Genomic DNA, 16,090 nt, shown 5'->3' on the forward strand with positions numbered 1-16,090 from the left:
TCAGGCTTCCTTTTCGAGAGTGGCAAGCGCCATTTCGCGCACTTCGCTGCGCATTACCTTGTTGGTGACGTTGCGCGGCAGCGCGTCGAAGCGGAACAGGCGTTCGGGCAGTTTGAACACCGCGAGATCCTTGTCGCGGAGATAGTCGGTGACTTGCGGAAGGCCGACCTCGCCTTCACCGCGCGGGACGTAAGCAAGACCGATGCGCTCGCCCATAGTCGGATCGGGTAGCGAGAAGGTGCAGGCTTCGGCGAGCAACGGATGGCCGCCGAGCAACTGGTCGATCTCCTCGGGCGAGATATTGACCCCGCCGCGGATGATCAGATCCTTGCAGCGCCCGACGAAGCGATAGAAATCGCCGCCCTCGGCGATCTCGAACAGGTCGCCGGTGCGGAACCAGCCGTCGTCGGTGAAGGCTTCGGCGGTGCGCTCGGGGGCGTTGTGATAGCCCTCGAACAAGGTCGGCCCGCGAATCTGCAATTCGCCCGACACGCCATCTTCCTCGATCGGGTCGCCGCCGCCCGGCGGGACAAGGCGGCTTTCGATATTATGCGCACGCCCCTCGCCATAGGGGCGCTGATAGGTGCCGCGGCGCGGGAACAGGCTCGCGCGCTTGTCGGGATCGGGCATCTCGCCCTCGCCGGTGATGAAGCTCATCCCCTCGTTCGACCCGAAGACGTTGACGATGATAATGCCGAGCTTTTCCTGGAAACCACGCACCATCGCGGGCGCGAGCGGCGCCGAGCCCGAGGCGATGACGCGCAGGCTCGACAAGTCGACCGACGCAAGCAACGCCTCGTTCTGCAGCAGCATGTTGAGCACCGCGGGCGGCGCGATCGTCAGGCTCGGCCGCTCGGTCGCGATCTGCTTGAGGTAGACGCCGGGGTCGAAGGGATGATGGAGCACCATCGTCCCCGCGCTCGTCAGCCAGCACATGGTGATGCCACCGATGCTCGCCATATTGATCAGCGGGAAGGGGTTGAGCAGCACGTCGCCCGGCCCGACCTTCATCGCCTCATAGCCCGCCCCCGCGACCGCGATCCAGTGATTGTGACTGCGCGGCACGCCCTTGGGGATGCCGGTGGTGCCCGAGGTCCAGCAGATGGTGAAGATGTCGTCGGCGTCGACCGGGTTCGCCGCGACATGCGCCGCGAGGCTCGCTTCGTCTCCCCTGGCGACCGAGAGGTCGAGCGCATTCACCGGCGGGTTCGGGCCGAAAGTCATCAGCCGGATGCCGTCGAGTAGCGGTGCCGCGACGCCGACATGGTCGCAGCCCTTGACCTGCGTGGCGCAAACGAACGCCTTGGGCTCGACGACGCCGATCATGGCTTTCAGCTCGTGGCTGCGATACTGCACCGCCGCCGGGCTGACGATCGTGCCGATCTGCGCGGCGGCGAAATAGAGCGCAACGAACTCGCTGATGTTGGGCAATTGGACGAGCAGCACGTCGTCCTTGCCGATCCCTGCAACGACCAGAGCGCCAGCCAGCCGGTCGATTTCGGCCTCGAGTTCGGCATAGGTCAGCCGCTGCGGTTCGCCGAAAGCGAAGTCCGAACGATTGGGCGCGTCGACCAGCGCCAGCCGGTCGGGGTGCGCCACCGCATTGGCGAAAAACAGGTCGGCGAAGGTCTTGTCGCCCCACCAGCCGCTTTCCCGGTGCCGTCGCCGCTTATCCTCTCCCGCAGCGATCATGTCAGGCGGCCAGCACGCTGTTTTCGACCATCCCGATGTCATCGCCGCTCGCCCACACCGTGTGCGTTCCCGAGCAGATGCGCTCGGGCAGGATGATCCGGCACACCGGCCCCGCCGCGACATTCTTGGCGTCGATCAGCACGCATTCGGATTTGTCGGTTTCGAGGTCGGCTATGAACGAAACGAGGTAGCCGTCATCCTCATCCTTCGCATCGATGCGCGGCGCGAAGGGCGCCTCGCTGCCGAAGCGGCCGGGGCCGAATTCATAGGATTCGCTCGTGCGGGCATTGAGGTCATGCTTCACCAGCCCGCGGAACAGGAACCAGCCGGGCTCGGGGATCGCGCTATAGGCGTAGCGATAGGGCTTGCCCGCATAGCGATGGTTGAACATGCCGAATTCGAGATCGCGGTCGTCGAGCCGTTCTTCCACCGTCTCGCCGGTCTTGAGATTGAAGCGCCAGCGATGGAGTCGAGGCTTGAGCAGCCCCTGGTCGAGATAGGCCATCATCCGCTCAAGGCCCTCGGGAGCATTGGGATAGGACTTCGGCATCGGCTCTTCCTGATAATAGCCGTCGAGGATGATCTCGTCGCCTTCCTCCCACGCGTTCAGCCAGTGGAGCGTGTAGGTCGGCTCGGCCGTAAACCAGCGAATGTCTTCAGGCTGCCCGTGCCGCGGGATGATCGCGAAACGCGTCTTTTCGTCGGGGTGGAACTGGACGACGTGGAGGTTCCGTTCGAGCAGTTCCGCGTTCCAGTAGAGCGGCATATCGTTGAGGATCGTGTAGTTTTTGGTGAACGCCATGTCGTGCGGCAGGCGCGGCCCGGCGAGCGGGATCGGGATATAATGCTTTAGCCTGTTGTCCGCCCCGACGACGCCATAATGCATGTAGGGCGCGTGCTTTGAGTAATTGAAGAACATCAGCTCGCCGGTCGCGAGGTCGACCTTGCAATGCGCCGAAATCCCGTCGAGCGGCACCCAGCTTTCGGTGCCGAACTGTTCGAGCGTGAACGGGTCGAGCCGATAGGCTTCGCCGCACTGGTAGAAGGTCGAGATGATCTTGCCGGCATGGATCGCGACATCGGTCGAGCTTGAATCCTTCAGCCACTCCTGCGCGCCCCAGCCATGGCGCGTCGACTTGTGCGGCGGCTCCATCAGCCCCGCCCACAGCGAGCGGCCGGCTTCCTTTTCCGCCTCGAAGCCCTTGGTGCGCACGAAACGGCTGCGATAGCTCGCGCGGCCGTCCTTGAACGAGATGGCGTGGATGAACCCGTCGCCGTCGAAGGGGTGATAGCGGCCAATCGGCTCGTGGATCTGGTTCTCGCCCGTGCGGACGTACACGCCGTCGATGTCGGTCGGGATCGTTCCGATCACCTCGGCATCGCCATTGGCGAAGATTGCGTTCCATTCGTTGAACGTCGGGCGCCACGCGCCCTTCATATAGGGATGGTCGTTCGGCTGGATCGTCGATGCGATCGTCTCGACAAGCTCTGCGGTCATGCGATGACTCCTTCGGCGGGGGCAAAGCGCGGCCTTGCGGCGGCCGCATCATATTCTTTCACAAGGCGATCGACGATAGCCGCGACCGGCTCGACGCCGCGCACCGCGCCGACCCCTTGCCCGGCGGACCAGACATTCTTCCACGCCTTGGCGTCGTCCTGCGCGTCGGAGAAGTTGGGGCGCTTGTCCTCGGGCATGTTCGCGGGGTCGTATCCCGCGGCGATCAGGCTCGATTTCAGCCAGTTGGCGGTGACCCCGGTGATCCCCTTCGACGGCACGATGTCCTCGGCGCCGGCCGCGACGACCATATCCTTATATCCCCGCACCGCCGTGCTCTCGGCGCAGGCGATCAGCGAGGTGCCGAGATAGGCGAAATCGGCGCCCAATATTTCGGCAGCACGGACGGCATGCCCCGTCGAAATCGCTCCGCCCAGCACGAGCGGCCCGCCCCAGAATTGCCGAACCTCCTCGACGAAGGCGAAGCCGGCGGTCGCGCCGGTGTGCCCGCCCGCGCCCGCGGCGACGAGCACAAGCCCGTCGACCCCGGCCGCAGCCGCCTTGCGCGCAAAACCGACCGAATTGACGTCGGCGAAGACGAGCCCGCCGTATGAATGGATTTCCTCGACCACCCGCGCCGGGCTGCCCAGCGCGGTGATGACGAGCGGCACCTTGTGCCGCACGACGCAGGCGAGATCGTCGGGAAGGCGGCTGTTCGACGGATGGACGACCAGGTTGACCGCCCACGGCGCCGCCTCGGGATCGTTCGACAGCGCCGCATCGATCCGGCTCACCCAATCCTCCAGATCGGCGGAGGTGCGCGCATTGGGCGCAGGGAAGCTGCCGATCACGCCGGCCCGCGATGATGCGATCACCATCTCGGGTCCCGACACGAGGAACATCGGCGCCGCGATCGCGGGCAGGCGCAAATTGCGCGTTAGCGCTGGTGGAAGGCCGTGTCCCGGCAAGGTCAATCCTCTCTCAAATTATCTGACTTGCATAGTGATACTTAAAGCCCTTATGAGTCGCAAGGCAAGAAAAACATCGCGGCGGTGGTCGCCAAGACGATGGTGCGTGGGAGGACCCTATGAAGAGCTATTTTGTCGCGCTGCTTACCGCATCGGCACTCGCCAGCCCTGGCATCGCTTTCGCTCAGGACACAGCGCCTGCCCCCGAATCCACCGAGGATCAGGGCGGGCTCGAGGAAATCATCGTCACCGCGCAAAAGCGCGCCGAGGGACTTTCCGACGTGCCGATCTCGATCTCGGCGGTCAGCGGAAAGCAGGTCGAAAGCTATGGCCAGACCAACCTTGAACAGATCAGCTCGTCGGTCCCGAACCTCAAGATCACCCAGACCGCGATCGCCAACCGCATCGCGATCCGCGGCATCGCCTCGGGCGACAACAAGGGGTTCGAACAGTCGGTCGCGATGTTCGTCGACGGCGTCTATTACGGCCGTGACCAGCTCTCGCGCCTGCCGTTGATCGACATGGAGCGCGTCGAGGTGCTGCGCGGGCCGCAGCCGACCCTGTTCGGCAAGAATGCGATCGCCGGCGCGGTGAACATCACGACGCGCAGCCCGACCGACGAATTCGAGGGCTCGGTGACCGGCCTCTATGAATTCAATCACAAGGAATTCCAGCTCAACGGCGTGCTGTCGGGCCCGCTGAGCGACGGCGTCGAAGCGCGCGTCGTCGGTTATTACCGGACGATGGACGGCTATTTCTATAACCAGAAACTCGACCGCGACGAGCCGAGCGTCGACGAGAAATATGTCCGCGGCAAGATCGAGTTCGACAAGGGCGGGCCGTTCGCCGCCGAGCTCAAGCTCGAATATGCCGATTTCGAGGCGAAGGGGCAGCCGCGCGACGTGTTCGGCGCGGTCGGCAACTATAACACCGTGTTCCAGGGGCCTTTCTTTGTCAGCACGAACCCCGATTATGTCCGCGAGGACAATGGCTATGAAAGCCGCAACAAGGTGTTCGGCGCGACCCTGAACGCCGACCTCGAAGTCGGCGAACACACGCTGACCTCGGTCTCGTCGCTGCTCGACTACAAGACGCGCGAAATCGTCGACGTCGATTTTTCGGGGATCAGCTTCCTCGACGGCACGAACCTGCGCGAGGATTATCGCCAATATTCGCAGGAACTCCGCCTCGCCTCACCCGGCGGCGAAACGTTCAACTATATCGGCGGCGTCTATTACCAGCATGCCAAGCTCGACGTGCAGGACTTCACGCGGTTCAACCCGACCTTCCTCGCGCTCGGCGCGCCGTTCAGCGCGCTCGGCGACACGCGCAACGACCGCGACTATACCCAGAAATCGGACCTGATCTCTGCCTTTGCGCAGGGCGAATTGTCGGTGACCGACCAGCTTCGCATCGCCGCCGGCGCGCGCTTCAACCATGAGAAGAAGAGCGGGCGCCGCACGCTCGCGATCGTCAAGGGACCGCTCAGCACCGCGCCATTGCCGGTCGTCACCGCGGTGTTCCGCGCGCTCAATATCGAGGCGCACAGCGTCTCTGGCAAATTGAGCGAGGACAGCTTCAACCCGATGGTCAACGTCCAGTATGACGCCACCGACGATTTGATGCTCTATGCGTCCTTTGCCCGCGGCACCAAGGCGGGCGGCTTCGACATCCGTTCGAACTCGTTGCCGGGATCGACCACGGTAGCGAAGCCCGGCGCGTTCATGTTCGAGGATGAAAGCGCCGACAATTTCGAGGCGGGGCTGAAATACAAGGGGCGCAATGTCGCGTTCAACCTGTCGCTCTATCGCACCAAGTACAAGGATCTGCAGGTCAACATCTTCGACGGCACGCTCAATTTCAACGTCCGCAACGCTGCCGCCGCGACGACACAGGGGGTCGAGGCCGATTTTCGCGCTGCGATCGCCGACGGGCTGACGATCAGCGGCGCGGTCGCCTATCTCGACTTCAAATTCACCAACTTCACCGACGGCCAGTGCTTCTATTTGCAGGTGCCGGGGCCGAACGGCTTCTGCGACTATTCGGGGAAGCGCAACGCGCTCAGCCCCAAATGGTCGGGCAACCTCAATCTCGACTATACGACGCCGGTGACGAGCGATTTGAAGGTCGCGTTCAACGTCAACGCCGACTTCTCCTCCTCCTATATCGCCGCGGCGAACCTCGATCCGCGCACGCATCAGGATGGATATGTGAAGCTCGGCGCGCGGCTCGGGCTGGCGCAGGTCGACGATCGCTGGGAGGTGGCGCTGATCGGGCGCAACCTCACCAACCAGCGCATCCTGCAGACCGGAAGCGCGATGCCGCTGGCGACGACGATCACGCGCGGCGCGGGCAACGCCTATAACGGCATCGTCGACCGTCCGCGCACGATCGCGGTGCAGCTGACCGGGCGCTTTTGATGGCGGGCGGGAGGGCGGAGGCTCCGCCCTCCCCCTCCCGGCGCGCGCCTTGTCGATGCACCCGTCCTGGTTTAGGGGCATGGCGACGCAAGGGATGGCTTTGGCTTGAAACACGACCGCACGATCAGGGCCTGTTCGATCTGGCGCGCGCTGGAGGTGGTCGGCGACGTTCCCGTCCTGCTTATCATGGAACAGGCGTTTCTGGGTGTGCATGGCTTTGACGAATTCGTCGCGCGCACGGGGCTTGCCCGCTCGGTGGTCAACGGCCGCCTCAAAAAACTGGTCGAGGAAGATTGCCTGTCCAAACGGCCCAAAAAGGGCGGACGCGGTTTCCACTATATGCTCACCCCAAAGGGGCGCGACCAGTTTCCCAACGCGCTGATGATGCTGCGCTGGCAGCACAAATGGGAAGCGGCGAGCCGCGATTTCCAGGTCCGGCTCTACCACGCCACCTGTGGCAGCGCGACCGAACCGGTCCCGGTCTGCAATTGCTGCCGCGCCGAAATCGACCCACGCGACGTCGCGTGGCGCGAGGGGCCGGGCCTGGTCCAGGTCACCCCCGCCTATGAACGCCGCCGCTTCTGCGGGGATGTCGGCGGCCGCCGGCCCGGAGGACGCCCGCTGGTCGACACGATGATCGAATTGTTCGGCGACCGCTGGGCAACCCTGGTCGTCCGCGCGATGTTCACCCGCATCAACCGTTTCGACGAGATTCAGCGCGATACGCTGATGGCCACAAACATCCTGACCGGCCGCCTGGATCGCCTCGTCAAACAGGGCATTTTGTACGCCGTGCCCTATTCGGCGCATGCGGACCGCTTTGACTACCGCCTCACCGAGAAGGGCCGCGACCTCTACCCCGTGATCCTCGCGCTCCTGCAATGGGGCGACCGCTGGTTTTCCGACGAGCGCGGGCCGCCGGTCCTTTTAACCCACACCCCCTGCGGCAATGATCTCAAGATGGTCGTTGCGTGCAGCCATTGCGGCGACGAGCTTGCCCTGGGCAACAGCTCATTCGAAATTCAGGCGACCGGGCATCGCGCAAGCGGAGAATGTTAAGCCAGGGACAGGCCTCATCATTTGTCAGCCGGGTCCATCGGGACCGACAAGATCGAGCCTGTCCGAGCATGGATCGTTTCCAGACCGCGCCGCGCCATCGGGGGCGAAGTCCATAACCTCGCCGCCACGAAAGCGGGGCCAGGCGGCGAGGCCAGGCCCATTCGGATCACCGGTTTTCACGAAGTTGACGACATAAGCGCTGATGGTCCGGGCGATCGCCCTGTCCCAGGCGGTCGTCGCCGGGCCATATTTGGTCGCGACCGCATCCGGAAAATAGGGGATCTCGCTCGCGTGCGCCACACCCTTCGACCCCGCGCGCACCGGCTCGGCGACATAGGAAAAGCGATAGCAATAGGCGGGCTGCGCGGCCTCGGCGGCGCGTCCGGCGACATAGCGCGCCGGCTCGATCATGAACCTGTCGCCGCCAACCTTGAGCGCCACGTCGAAAAAGCTGCCGTCGCCCGCAGGATTAGATATCGCTCTCGCCTTCGCGGCATTCGCGCCGAAGCCCGCGAATATCTCCTCTTTCGACTTTGCGGCCACGAAGCCGATATCGGCGCTCGTTGCGCCGATCATCACAGGCACCTTCGCCTGAAAGCCGCGGTCGAACATCGCCTCGACGCTTGCCGTCTGCCTCCGCCCATCGGTGAACGGTCCCGACCAGGTCGGGGCGCCGGAGGGCGGCGCGAAGAGGCTCGCGAGATTGAGGCCCGACACGATTTGATCCGCGGGCAACGCGCGCAGCCGCGTCGGTGCCGTCGATGCCGACGCGTTTCGCGAAATTCAGGCCGATCGCTTCGGCCGACGGGGCGCCCGACAGGTCGCGCGTCGCATCGCGTTGCAGGCTGGCGGTCCGCCCGCCACCCGACATGATGATGGCGCCGTGAAACAGTCGCGGACCGATGGCAAGCCCAGCAGGTTCAGCACCGTGGCCCTTTTTATTCAAGGCTGATCGCTTGGCAACTGCAACTGCCACCCCACCAGCTGGAGGCATTTTTTCCGCTATAAGAATTTGAAAATTGAATATTATCTTGAGCCATTCAGCTTGAAATTGCTTGACGGTGTTTTGTCCTAGCTGGCGGAATTTGGCCGGCGGCCGCCTGTCCGCCTTTCCGTCGGAGCCCATAGAAATGACATTTCCCGAGTCCGGTTAGGCATGGACAGGCAATCATTCGCCCGGAAGCGGAACAGCTGTCTGATATTTGACCGCCCTCAGTGCGAAGTGCGATGCAGCCCCGGCGACCGCTTCGTTCCTGAGCAGCTTTTGCATCAGAAACGCTTCATAGTCGGCGACATCGGTTGCGACGACGCGCACCTGATAATCCCACTCGCCCGACATCGACAGGCATTCCATGATGCGGTCCTGGTCCCGGACAAAATTTTCGAACATAGCGGTATGCTCGGCCGAGTGACTCTTGAGCCGGATATTGCAGAGGACGTTGACGCTCTGTCCGACCCGTGCCGAGTCCACGAGCCACACATTCTTCACCAGCACGCCCGCGGCCTCGAGCGCCCTGACGCGGCGCCAGCACGACGGGCCCGTGCTGCCCACCCGCTCGGCAAGGTCGCCGTTGCTCTGCGCGCCATCGCGCTGCAATTCGCCGAGGATGCGACGGTCGAGCGCGTCGAGTTTGAAAATTTCTTTCATCATATAGCCATTATATGAAACAGATTTACTTTCAAACACGCTATTTCGTCCATTTCGAGAAGATTTTTCGTCGGTTTGTTGCGATATCTCGCGCATGATACTCGATACCCTGCCCGCCCGCTCCGTCTCGACCAGCCTGCCATTCGATACGCTGGTTGCGCAGCCCGCCGACGCCTTGTTGAGCCTCATCGCGCTGTACCGGGCGGATGATCGGCCGCAGAAAATCGACCTCGGCGTCGGCGTGTTTCGCGACGATGCGGGGGACACACCCGTGATGCGCGCAGTGAAGGGGGCCGAGGCGGTGTTGCTCGAGACGCAGGTGACCAAATCCTATCTCGGGGCCGAAGGCGACGCCGCCTATACCGCGCTGCTCGCCGAAATCGTGTTCGGCGACCGGACGGCGGGCGAACGATTGAACGGCGTGCAGACGCCCGGCGGCACCGGCGCGCTTCGCCTTGGCGCCGAGCTTCTCGCGCGCGCCAACCGCGAAGCACAGGTCTGGATCGGCACCCCCACATGGCCCAACCACGCGCCCATCTTTGCCGAAGCGGGACTGGCGACGCGGAGCCACCGTTTCCAAGACGCGGCATCGGGCCATATCGATTTCGACGCGATGCTGGACGACCTTGCCGCGGCACGCGCAGGTGACATCCTGTTGCTCCATGGCTGTTGCCACAACCCGACCGGAAGCGCGTTCACCCCGGAACAGTGGCAGGCGGTTGCCGATCTGTGCGCGGCGCGCGGACTGATTCCCTTCGTCGACCTCGCCTATCAGGGGCTGGGCGACGGGCTGGCGGAGGATGCGGCGGCGACGCGGATGATCTTCGCTGCGCTGCCGACCGCGCTCCTTGCCTATAGCTGCGACAAGAATTTCGGCCTCTATCGCGAACGCGTCGGCGCGCTGTGGGCGCTGTCGGCGAACGGCGCGATCGCCGAGCGCGTCCGCACCAATATGCTCTCGCTCGCGCGCAGCCTCTGGTCGATGCCGCCCGATCATGGCGCGGCGATCGTCCGGACGATCCTTGAGGATGACGCGCTGCGCGCCGACTGGCGGGACGAGCTCGACACGATGCGCGCGCGCCTGAACGGCTTGCGCGCGGCGCTCGCCGCAACGCATCCGCGCCTGTCGGCGATTGCGGACCAGCGCGGCATGTTCGCGATGCTGCCGCTAACGCCCGAAGCCGTCGCGGCGCTGCGCGAAGAGCATGGCATCTACATGGCGGGGAACGGCCGCATCAATATCGCGGGCCTGCGCGCCGACACCGTGCCGGTTTTTGCGCAGGCGCTCCGGCCGCACCTCGAAGCCCTGAACGGCCACGCGTGACCCGCCCGCACATCGACGCGACGCACGATCCGGCGCGGACGAGCTGGGTCGAATCGGCGAACGGCCACCGCGACTTTCCGGTCCAGAACCTGCCCTACGGGATTTTTGCGCCCGCGGACGGCGACCCGCGCCCCGGCGTCGCGATCGGCGACGCGATACTGGACCTTCGCGCCGCCGCGGCGGCCGGTTTGCTCCCAACGCGCGCCACTTTGGCCTGCGACGGCGACACGCTCAACGCGCTAATGGCGCTCGCGCCGGCCGATCGCCGCGCGCTGCGCGAACGGCTGAGCGCGATGCTGTCGGATCCGATGCGTGCGGCCGAGCTGGCGCCGATGCTGCATGAGGCGGCAAGCTGCGCGATGCACCTTCCCGCACGGATCGGCGACTACACCGACTTTTATGTCGGCATCCATCACGCGAACAATGTCGGGCGGCAGTTCCGGCCCGACAATCCGCTACTCCCCAATTATAAATATGTGCCGATCGGCTATCACGGGCGCGCTTCGTCGGTACGGCCCTCGGGCGAGCCCGTCGTCCGCCCGCGCGGACAGCGCAAACCTCCCGAGGCCGACGCCCCGATTTTCGAACCGACGCAGCGGCTCGACTATGAACTCGAACTCGGGGTGTGGATCGGCCAAGGCAATGCGCTGGGCGCACCGATCCCGATCGGCGACGCGGCGCGCCATATCGCCGGGTTGTCGCTGTTCAACGACTGGTCGGCGCGCGATTTCCAGGCATGGGAATATCAACCGCTCGGTCCCTTCCTCGCCAAGAATTTCCATTCGACCATCGCGCCCTGGGTCATCACGACCGAGGCGCTTGCACCCTTTCGTATCGCGCAGCCGCCGCGCCCCGAGGGCGATCCCGCGCCGCTACCCTATCTGTGGGATGCCGACGATCAGGCGCATGGCGCGCTCGGCGTCACGCTCGAGGTCTTTCTCCTCACCGCCGGCATGCGTGCGGAGGGCGCCGAGCCCTTTCGCCTCAGCCGCGGCCCGGCGACGAGCATGTACTGGACGATCGCGCAGATCGTCGCGCATCACGCGTCGAACGGCTGCAACCTGAACCCCGGCGACCTGCTCGGCACAGGGACGATATCGGCCCCCGGCCGCGAGGGGTTCGGCAGCCTGCTCGAACTGACGACCGGCGGGTCGGAGCCTATCCAACTGCCCGATGACGAACAGCGCGGCTTCCTCGAGGATGGTGACGAGATCATCATGTGCGCGAGCGCGCAGGCGGAGGGTTTCGTTCCGATCGGCTTTGGCGAATGCCGCGCGGTCATCCTTCCCGCGCGCTAAGCGCCGTACCGGGCTCAGGTCAGAAACACGCCCAGTTCGGCGAGCAATAATTCGGGCGTTTCTTCTTGCGGACTATGCCCGCACGGCAGCGCGCGCCCGCGCACATCGCGGGCCTTCGAACGCCAGCTTTCCAAGACGTCGAAGAGCGTGCCCACCGTGCCATATTCGCCCCAAAGCAGCAGCAATGGCGCCTCGATCCGCCGATGATCATCGGCGGCATCATGGTCGAGATCGATGCTCGCCGCGGCGCGATAATCCTCGCAGATCGCGTGGCGCGTTGCTGGGTCGCGGTAGCAGCGGCGATATTCGGCGACGACGCGCGGATCGAGCGAGCCTTCAACCTTGATCTGGCCGGCGAGATGGCGGTCGAGAAAATGATCGGGGTCGGCCGCGATCATCCGTTCGGGCAGGTCGAACGGCTGGATCAGGAAGAACCACCAGAAATAACGCGTCGCAAACTCGCGGTTCGTCTGCGCATACATCGTCGCGGTCGGCGCGATGTCGAGCAGCACGAGCCGCGCGACGCGGTCCGGGTGGTCGAGCGCCATGCGGTGTGCGACGCGCGCGCCGCGATCATGCGCGACGACATCGAAACGGTCGAAGCCCAACGCGGCCATTACCGCGACCTGATCGGCCGCCATCGCGCGTTTGGAATAATTGGCGTGCGCGGGATCGCCCGGCAGTTTTTCGCTGTCGCCATAACCGCGCAGGTCGGTCGCGACGACGGTGAAGCGTTTCGCAAGCGCGGGCACGACCTTGTGCCAGGTCAGATGCGTCTGCGGGTGGCCGTGAAGCAGCAGCAGCGGCGGTCCCGACCCGCCAATCGCGGCACGGATGCGCACGCCGTCCGCATCGAGGTCCTGCCAACGGAACCCCGGCATGAGTTCGGGATATTCGGGACTATTGCTCATCGCTCGGCACCCATAAGCCAGGGCTTGCGGCCGAGATAGGCTTTCTCGAACGCGCGGATGCGGTCGGCGTGGGTCAGCGTCTCACCGATCCGGTCGAGCCCTAACATCAGCGCGCGCCGCGTGGCGGGATCGATGTCGAAGGCTGCGGCATAAGAGCCGATCGCGATGCGCTGCGCATCAAGGTCGACCGTCATGTCCCCTGCCCCGTCGCCCAGCTCCGCCATCAGCGCCGCGACCTGTTCGAGCGGCAGCGACAGCAGCAGGAGGCCGTTGTTCGCGGCATTGTCCGCAAAGATCGCGCCATAGGAGGAGCCGATGATGCCGCGGATGCCATATTGCAGCATCCCCCACACCGCATGTTCGCGCGACGAACCGCAACCGAAATTCGGCCCGACGAGCAGGAAGCGCGTCTCCGCCATGTCCGCGCGGTTGAGGATGAAATCGTCCCGCACCGCACCGCTTTCATCGAAGCGCAGATCGTGGAAGAGGCCCCGGGCGAGCCCCGAACGATCGATCCCTTTCAGGAATGCCTTGGGCATGATGACGTCGGTGTCGATATTGGCGGCGGGCATCGCCGCGGCGCGGCCCGACAGGCGAATGAAACGCTCCATCAGTCAAGCTCCTCCGCCGCGAGGTCTCGCACATCGGCGAGCCTTCCGGTGACCGCGGCGGCCGCGACCATCGCCGGACTCATCAGGTGCGTGCGGCCGCCGATCCCCTGCCTGCCCTCGAAATTGCGGTTGGTACTCGACGCACAGCGTTCGCCCGGCGCGAGGCTGTCATCGTTCATCGCGAGGCAGAGCGAGCAGCCCGAGCGGCGCCACTCGAACCCGGCTTCGATAAAGATGCGGTCGATCCCCTCTTCTTCGGCGGCGCGGCGGACGCCGCTGCTGCCCGGCGAAATCATCGCCCGAACGCCCGGTGCGACCTTGCGTCCCTTCAGTATCCGTGCCGCATCGCGCAGATCGGTCAGACGCGCATTGGTGCACGAACCGATGAAGGCGCGGTCGATCGCGATATCCTGCAGCCGCATATTGGGCGCGAGGCCCATATAGGCCATCGCGCGGACCGCATCGGCGCGGCGCCCGGCGGGAAGGTCATCGGGATCGGGGACGATGCCGGTGATCGCGAGCGATTGGTCGGGACTGGTGCCCCAACTCACCATCGGCGGAATGTCGCCGGCATCGAGTGCGATCTCCTTGTCGAACCGCGCGCCGGGGTCGCTGCGCAGCGCCTGCCATTCGGCGCGCGCCTGGGTGAGCAGTCCAGCCGACGGCGCGCGCGGGCATCCCGCGATATATTCGACGACCTTGTCGTCGGGCGCCATCAGCGCGACGCGCGCGCCGCATTCGACCGCCATGTTGCAGATCGTCATGCGGGCCTCGACCCCGAGCGCACCGATCGCCGCGCCTGCGAATTCGACGGCATGCCCCGCCGCGCCATCGGCCCCGATCCGGCGGATCACCTCCATGATCAGGTCCTTCGCGGTCACCCCGGGCGCGAGCGTTCCGTCGATCGTGATGCGCATCGTCCGAAGGCGGCGATAGACGAGCGTCTGCGTCGCCAGCAGATGCTCGATATCCGAGGTTCCGATGCCGAAGCCGACCACGCCGAACGCGCCATAGGTGGTCGAATGGCTGTCGCCCGCGGCGATGACCATGCCCGGCAGCACCAGACCGAGCTCGGGCATCACGACATGCTCGATCCCCTGCCTTGGATCGAAGAGATCGAAGATTTCGATCCCGAAATCGCGGCCATTCTCGCCCAGATATTCGATCTGCCGCCGCGCGCCGTCGTCGAGTTCGCCGGCCTCGCGGTCGGGGTTGGTCGAATTGACATGATCGACGACCCCCAGCGATGCCGCGGGGCGCCAGGGCGCCCGTCCCGCGGCGCGGAGGCCACTGAACGCCTGGGGGCTTGTATATTCATTGAGCACCGTTCTATCGATATAGAGCAATAATCGTTCGCCAGCAGCGCCGGATTCGTCGAAAGATAATATGCGGTGTTCGTCGACGATCTTGTCATAAAGCGTTTTTGGCGCCGACATTCTTCTACCCTTCCTGCGGTTTCGCGGGCCGGGATTACCGTCAGCGGTTCGGACGAAGCCAATGCCGGGACAGTATCAATTGATGCGACGAGTGGATTCAAATGGATATCATGTGGCTCGAGGACTTCATCAAGCTCGCTGATGAAGGCAATTTTTCCCGCGCGGCCGAAGCGCGCAACCTGACCCAGCCGGCGTTCAGCCGCCGCATCCGTGCGCTCGAGGACTGGGTTGGCGCGACGCTGGTCGATCGCGACACGCACCGGATCGCGCTGACCGAAGCGGGACAAGCGTTCCGCGTCCTCGCCGAAGAGATCATGCGGCGCCTGACTTTGGGCCGCGACCATGTCCGCGAAATCGGCGGCACGCTGAGCAATGAAATCCGTTTCGCGTCGACGCACGCGCTGTCGACGACCTTCTTCCCCTCCTGGCTCCGCAGCCTCAACGACGGACAGGAAGCGGGGACGATCACGCTCATCGCCGACAACATGGCCGCATGCGAACGCTTCATGCTCGAGGGCAAGGCCGATTTCCTGCTCTGCCATCATCACACGGCGGCCCAGCACCGCCTCGATCCGGCGGGCTTTACGTCACTCGCACTCGGCAAGGATGTGCTGATGCCGGTGACCGCGCCGCTCGGCGACGGGGCACCGACGCACGTCCTGCCGGGCAGCGGCGACCAGCCGCTCCCCTATCTGGAGTTCGAGGAAAAATCGGGCATGGGCCGCATCCTGCAGGCGGCGCAGGTAATTTCGGCGGGCTCGGCCTCGCTGCGCACCGTGTTCCGTTCGCATATGGCGACCGCGCTGCTGTCGATGGCGCGCGACGGGCGCGGCGTGTGCTGGGCGCCGCTCAGCGTCGCCGCCGCCGACCTCGAGAGCGGCCGCCTCGTCGCCGCAGGCGATACGCGCTGGCACGTCCCGATCGAGATCCGCATCTATAAACCGATCGCGCGGCGCAGCCCGAGCGTCGAGGCCTTCTGGACGATGCTGAAAAACCGGCTGAAGGCCGAGGCCAATTAGGGTCCAGACCCGCTACTTACGGGTCCGAGGTTTGAAGCGATTTTGCTCAGGGCGAGGAAGCAAGGCGCAGGCATATTGGAATATTCCAAGACTTGCTGACGCGGCCATGGGCAAAATCGGTCAAATCCCGAAGGGACGTCGAAATGGCTTCGATATCGGGCCCGCGCGGCCTTGCGGGTAGCGATGCTACCCGCTGCACCCACCCGAAC

13 protein-coding genes are annotated in these 16,090 nt (G+C 64.8%); 5 read left to right on the top strand and 8 right to left on the bottom strand.

Going from position 1 to position 16,090, the window contains the following annotated elements; all coding sequences use genetic code 11:
* Genes V8J55_RS00555 through V8J55_RS00565 form a run of 3 tightly spaced genes read right to left on the bottom strand, consistent with a single transcriptional unit; the run spans window position 1 to window position 4,155 of the window.
* Window positions 1-1,692 (bottom strand): class I adenylate-forming enzyme family protein, encoded by a 1,692-nt coding sequence (locus tag V8J55_RS00555; protein ID WP_336443908.1) that lies wholly within the window; start codon window positions 1,690-1,692, stop codon window positions 1-3.
* A gap of 1 nt (window position 1,693) precedes the next feature.
* Entirely contained in the window at window positions 1,694-3,190 is a 1,497-nt protein-coding gene (locus tag V8J55_RS00560) for a carotenoid oxygenase family protein (RefSeq protein WP_336443909.1), read from the bottom strand.
* The gene (locus V8J55_RS00565) at window positions 3,187-4,155 is read right to left on the bottom strand and encodes an NAD(P)H-dependent flavin oxidoreductase (RefSeq protein WP_336443910.1); all 969 of its coding nucleotides are present in this window, start codon (window positions 4,153-4,155) and stop codon (window positions 3,187-3,189) included. The genes V8J55_RS00560 and V8J55_RS00565 overlap by 4 nt, the downstream gene beginning before the upstream one ends.
* A 119-nt stretch (window positions 4,156-4,274) precedes the next feature.
* Here V8J55_RS00565 and V8J55_RS00570 point away from each other — a divergent pair, with 119 nt between their 5' ends.
* Window positions 4,275-6,575, top strand: coding sequence for a TonB-dependent receptor (locus tag V8J55_RS00570; RefSeq protein WP_336443911.1), 2,301 nt, complete (start codon window positions 4,275-4,277; stop codon window positions 6,573-6,575).
* 105 nt (window positions 6,576-6,680) lie between these two features.
* On the top strand, window positions 6,681-7,634 hold the full coding sequence (locus tag V8J55_RS00575; protein ID WP_336443912.1) for a winged helix-turn-helix transcriptional regulator: 954 nt from the start codon (window positions 6,681-6,683) through the stop codon (window positions 7,632-7,634).
* A gap of 24 nt (window positions 7,635-7,658) precedes the next feature.
* Here V8J55_RS00575 and V8J55_RS00580 read toward each other — a convergent pair whose 3' ends face one another.
* Entirely contained in the window at window positions 7,659-8,351 is a 693-nt protein-coding gene (locus tag V8J55_RS00580; protein WP_336443913.1) for a carboxylesterase family protein, read from the bottom strand.
* A gap of 451 nt (window positions 8,352-8,802) precedes the next feature.
* The gene (locus tag V8J55_RS00585) at window positions 8,803-9,282 is read right to left on the bottom strand and encodes an Lrp/AsnC family transcriptional regulator (RefSeq protein WP_336443914.1); all 480 of its coding nucleotides are present in this window, start codon (window positions 9,280-9,282) and stop codon (window positions 8,803-8,805) included.
* 94 nt (window positions 9,283-9,376) lie between these two features.
* Between V8J55_RS00585 and V8J55_RS00590 the strand changes: the two genes are divergently transcribed.
* Both V8J55_RS00590 and fahA read left to right on the top strand, forming a co-directional pair.
* Entirely contained in the window at window positions 9,377-10,606 is a 1,230-nt protein-coding gene (locus tag V8J55_RS00590) for an amino acid aminotransferase (protein WP_336443915.1), read from the top strand.
* Window positions 10,603-11,904, top strand: a complete 1,302-nt coding sequence (gene fahA / locus V8J55_RS00595) for a fumarylacetoacetase (protein WP_336443916.1) — start codon at window positions 10,603-10,605, stop codon at window positions 11,902-11,904. Before V8J55_RS00590 ends, fahA begins: the two co-directional genes overlap by 4 nt.
* A 14-nt stretch (window positions 11,905-11,918) precedes the next feature.
* Here fahA and V8J55_RS00600 read toward each other — a convergent pair whose 3' ends face one another.
* The 3 genes from V8J55_RS00600 to leuC are packed head-to-tail and all read right to left on the bottom strand — an operon-like array spanning window position 11,919 to window position 14,862.
* Window positions 11,919-12,815: an alpha/beta fold hydrolase gene (locus V8J55_RS00600; RefSeq protein ID WP_336443917.1), complete on the bottom strand. Its 897-nt coding sequence runs from the start codon at window positions 12,813-12,815 to the stop codon at window positions 11,919-11,921.
* A complete protein-coding gene (gene leuD, locus V8J55_RS00605) occupies window positions 12,812-13,426 on the bottom strand; it encodes a 3-isopropylmalate dehydratase small subunit (protein ID WP_336443918.1) in 615 nt (204 codons plus the stop codon). Before leuD ends, V8J55_RS00600 begins: the two co-directional genes overlap by 4 nt.
* Window positions 13,426-14,862, bottom strand: a complete 1,437-nt coding sequence (gene leuC / locus V8J55_RS00610; protein WP_336443919.1) for a 3-isopropylmalate dehydratase large subunit — start codon at window positions 14,860-14,862, stop codon at window positions 13,426-13,428. Before leuC ends, leuD begins: the two co-directional genes overlap by 1 nt.
* Before the next feature lie 101 nt (window positions 14,863-14,963).
* On the opposite strand from leuC, the gene V8J55_RS00615 reads away from it, so the two are divergent.
* On the top strand, window positions 14,964-15,881 hold the full coding sequence (locus tag V8J55_RS00615) for a LysR family transcriptional regulator (protein WP_336443920.1): 918 nt from the start codon (window positions 14,964-14,966) through the stop codon (window positions 15,879-15,881).
* Window positions 15,882-16,090 lie beyond the last annotated feature (209 nt).

The sequence above is a fragment of the Sphingopyxis sp. CCNWLW2 genome (assembly GCF_037095755.1).
Classification (GTDB): domain Bacteria; phylum Pseudomonadota; class Alphaproteobacteria; order Sphingomonadales; family Sphingomonadaceae; genus Sphingopyxis.